This window comes from Falsiroseomonas oryzae (genome assembly GCF_027856955.1).
Taxonomy (GTDB): Bacteria; Pseudomonadota; Alphaproteobacteria; order Acetobacterales; family Acetobacteraceae; genus Falsiroseomonas; species Falsiroseomonas oryzae.
Genome location: NZ_JAPSMD010000491.1, coordinates 1 through 3,577 on the forward strand (window position 1 = coordinate 1; position 3,577 = coordinate 3,577).

General features: G+C 74.6%; 4 protein-coding genes. All 4 read right to left on the reverse strand.

Annotation, left to right across the window (positions count from 1 at the left end):
- Positions 1-285, reverse strand: a 285-nt coding sequence (locus OZN99_RS27590) for a hypothetical protein (protein WP_270938431.1), incomplete at its 3' end; no start/stop codon positions are given.
- Between the two features lie 2 nt (positions 286-287).
- Positions 288-2,555: a putative baseplate assembly protein gene (locus OZN99_RS27595; protein WP_270938432.1), complete on the reverse strand. Its 2,268-nt coding sequence runs from the start codon at positions 2,553-2,555 to the stop codon at positions 288-290.
- Positions 2,556-2,558: 3 nt separating this feature from the next.
- The gene (locus tag OZN99_RS27600; protein ID WP_270938433.1) at positions 2,559-2,954 is read right to left on the reverse strand and encodes a GPW/gp25 family protein; all 396 of its coding nucleotides are present in this window, start codon (positions 2,952-2,954) and stop codon (positions 2,559-2,561) included.
- Positions 2,951-3,577 (reverse strand): hypothetical protein (locus tag OZN99_RS27605; protein ID WP_270938434.1); only part of this gene is annotated, 627 nt, incomplete at its 5' end. The genes OZN99_RS27605 and OZN99_RS27600, both read right to left, overlap by 4 nt.

Below are 3,577 nucleotides of genomic sequence, written 5' to 3' on the forward strand. Positions count from 1 at the left end.
CGGCAGCGCCGCCCAGCGACCCTCGCGCAGCACCAGCACGCCGCGCGCCGGATCGGCCAGCAGCACCGACGCGCCCGCGCACAGGTCGGGCGGGCAGTCCACCACCGCCGCCGCGCCCATCGCCGCGCGCCACGCCGCCATGTCGGCCGGCGGCGTATCGGCCGCGACCGAGGACGCGGTCGCCAGCGTCACCCGTGCCGGTGTGCCCTCGATGCGGGTGGCCGCGTGGTCGCAGCGGTCCCACATCGCCCGGCCGGTCAGGTGCAGCATGGCGGGCTGGCGCATGCTCAGCACTTCTCCAACTCGACCGGCACCGGCAAGCCGTCCAGCGGCGCCGGCGCCTCCGGCGCGATCGGCTCGGCCGTGTCGCCGATCGCGACGCGCACGCTGCGGATCACCGGCAGCTGCCAGGCCAGCATGGGCACGCTGCCACTGACCGGGGTCCTCGATCCGTCCGGCGCGACCGCCTCGCCCTCCACGATCACCTGGTTCACCAGCCGCACGCCCTGCACGCGCAGCGCCGCGGCTTCCGCGTCGCGGTCGCGCACGGCGCGGCCGAAGGGCCAGCCGGCGCCGTCCGGGCCATAGGGCGGCAGCGGCGCGAAGTGCTGGCGCAGCGCCAGCTCCACCCAGCGCTTCAGCGTCTCCCCGCCGGTGCCGGCCTCGGCCTCCACCGCGACGGAGAGATGCACCTCCACGTATTCGGGCGGCGTGACATACAGCTCCGTCGTCACCAGCCGCCGCGGCTCGAGATGCGCGCAGACGCGGCGCAGCATCTCGCGGTCCGGAGTCGGCGTGTCGGGCGTCACGGGATCATGCGCCGGCAGCACGATCACCGTGACCGTGCCGGGCACGCCATCCGCGCGCTGCTGCGGCTTGTGGCGCGGCAGCACATGCGCGCGGCCGACCTTGCGGCCCGGCGTCTCCAGCGACAGCTCCACGAAATCCTCCGCCGCCACGGCGCGGTCGCCGGTGCGCAGCGTGCGCGGGATGCGCGCCTCCGCCTCCTGCACCGTCTCGGCGTCCTGGCCGCCTTCCGCCGCCAGGCTGTTCTCGCAACGCAAGGCGACGCGCGCGTTGCGCACCCGCGCCACGGCGCCCGCCGGCACGTTGCCCCGCGCGCCGCCGCCCTGGCGGTAGCCCAGGCAGCGTATCGCCTCGCCGGGCAGCGGCATGCGGCCATGCAGCCCGTCGCCGAAGGTGATCGTGCCCTCGGTCGGGTCCAGCACGTAGAAGGGATCGTCCGGCCCGCCGAGCGCCAGGTCGTCCACCCGCGTCCACTGCTCCCAGCCCAGCGCGCCGCGCACCTGCACCAGCTCGCTGCCTGGCAGTACGGGCGTGCGGGAGAGGCGCACCACCTGCCCCGGCCGCCCCTCGCCATGGCCGAGCAGCTCCGGCGCTGCGGTCACCGCCTGGATGGCGGAGAGCCCGTTGCCTTCCACCAGGCGCAGCCGGATCGGCGGGTGCTCCGGCTTGATGCGGCGCAGGCTGATCCAGGCCAGCACGCGTCCCGCCAGCTTCGGGTCGTCCAGACGCGGCGGCAGCGGCCCGATGCCCAGCAGGTCGGGGTCCGGCGTGTCGAAGCTCTCCGCCGTCCAGTCGCCCAGCCGCGGCACGCCGCCCCGCATGTCCGGCAGGCGCAGCCGGAGCGTGCCGGACCGCGTCAGCCCCGCCGTCGCATCCGCCACCACCGCCAGCCTTTCGAAGGCCACGCGGTCGATGCGCCGCGCCGCGCCCAGGAAGGCGCCGGTCGAGATCTCCGCGCGGATCGGCCAGGGCGCCGCCTGCGTGCCTGGGTCCGGGCAGCGCAGGACATCCGCCGGGCCGCACAGCGCATCGTCGGTCCGCACGCCGAGGTTCAGCACGCGGCCGGAGATGCGTTCCCGCAGCAGCGCGAGCGCCTCCGCCGGCGTGCGCGGTGCCAGGCTCGCCAGCGCATCCTCCGGCGCCAGCAGGCAGAGCCATATGCGGCCATCGAGCGTGCCGGCGCTGCTCGTCGCCTCCGGTAGCGCGCCGCCCTGCACGGCGGGCATGGGCAGGCTGCGATAGGCCGTCAGTGGGCCGGGGTCGCTCTCAAGGTGCGCCTTGAGCAGCTGGTTCACGAGCTCCGTGCCTTCCGGCGGCACGGTCGCGTCATGGCGCGCCTTGACGAAGCCCGCCACCTCCAGCGGCAGGACGGTGATCTCCTCCTCCGCCTCGAAGGAGACGGGGCCGGCGGCGCATTCCAGCCGCGGCGCGGTGGGCGAGAAATCCGGCGTCTCCGGCTCGATCCCGCCCTTCGGCAGCATGAGGCGCAGCTGCACCCGCGCCGGAACGGCCGGCCGCGGCGGCAGGTTTAGCAGCTTCAGGAAGGCCAGCTTCGCGGCTTCCGGCGCGCGGTTCAGGCGATACAGCAGGTTGTCGCCCAGGAAGGCGAAGAGCTCGACCAGCGCGATGCCGGGATCGGCCGCGCTGTGGTCGGTCCATTCGGGCGCATGCACGGGGATGCGGCGCACCAGCTCGTCGCGCAGGTCCTGCCATGACCGGTCGTCCAGGCGGGGTGGCTGGATCGCCATGGCTCAGCCTCCTCCCTGCAGCTGCAGGCCGATGCCGGTGGATTGCGGCAGCGCGCTGCCGGGGATGCGGAAGCGCACGGTCACCTCCACCCGCTCCGGCTCGCGCGGGACGGTCGCGATCTCCACGCCGTCCAGTTGCAGGCGCGGCAGGTCGCGCGCCATCGCCTCCTCGACCGCGATGCGCATGCGCGTGCGCGTCTCCAGGCTGTTGGGCTGGAACAGGAAGCGGCGCAGCCCGGCGCCGAACAGCGGGCGGCCGATGCGCTCGCCCGGCTCGGTCAGCAGCACGGCGCGCACCGCCTGGTCGGCGGCCTCGGGGTCCTCCACCCAGCCCCAGCCAGTGGGGCCCACCAGCGGCAGGCGGACACCGCGCAGGGGGCGTTGCTGCGTGCCGCTCATGACGACCTCTTCGGCACAGGGATGCAGAACTTCAGGAACAGCATCCAGGCGAAGCCCGGCAGGATGATCAGGATCGAGAAGATGATGCTGAACAGGATGTACGCGCAGATCGTCAGCACCGGGATGCCGAAGCTGCAGATCCAGCCGATGCCCCAGGCGCGGCGCGTATCCTCCGGATCCTCGCCGGTGACGTAGCTGCTGTTGGGCGGCGCGGCGAAGGCGGCGAAGGGCCGCGCCCGCGCCTTGGCGATGCGCGGGATGTCGCGGATCAGCCGCGGGATGTCCGGCAGCTGCACCATGGCCGGCCGGGCGCCCAGCACGTCCGACGGTTCCGCGATGGAGAAGGGCTCGCTGCCCAGCGTCCAGACAATGCGCGCCTTCTCGCACGGATCGCGCCCGGCGACGCGCACCCAGCACCAGACGGCGTAGAGGTTGTCGTGGTCGTAGCGCAGACGCGGTACGCGCGCCTCGTCGCGCGCGACGCGCAGCGCCACCGCCTGCTGGTCGTAGCGGTTGCCCACCGGCGTCCCCAGCGCCTGGACCGCGCCGGCGGTCGGCGCCGCGCCCGGCAGGCCGAGCAGCCCGCGCGCCGGCTGTTCCCGCCGTTCCAGCCCCTGCACGCG

Excerpts from the sequence above, each read along its gene's own strand:
- OZN99_RS27595 (WP_270938432.1), bottom strand. The coding sequence starts at position 2,555 with ATGGCGATCCAGCCACCCCGCCTGGACGACCGGTCATGGCAGGACCTG.
- OZN99_RS27600 (WP_270938433.1), bottom strand. The coding sequence starts at position 2,954 with ATGAGCGGCACGCAGCAACGCCCCCTGCGCGGTGTCCGCCTGCCGCTG.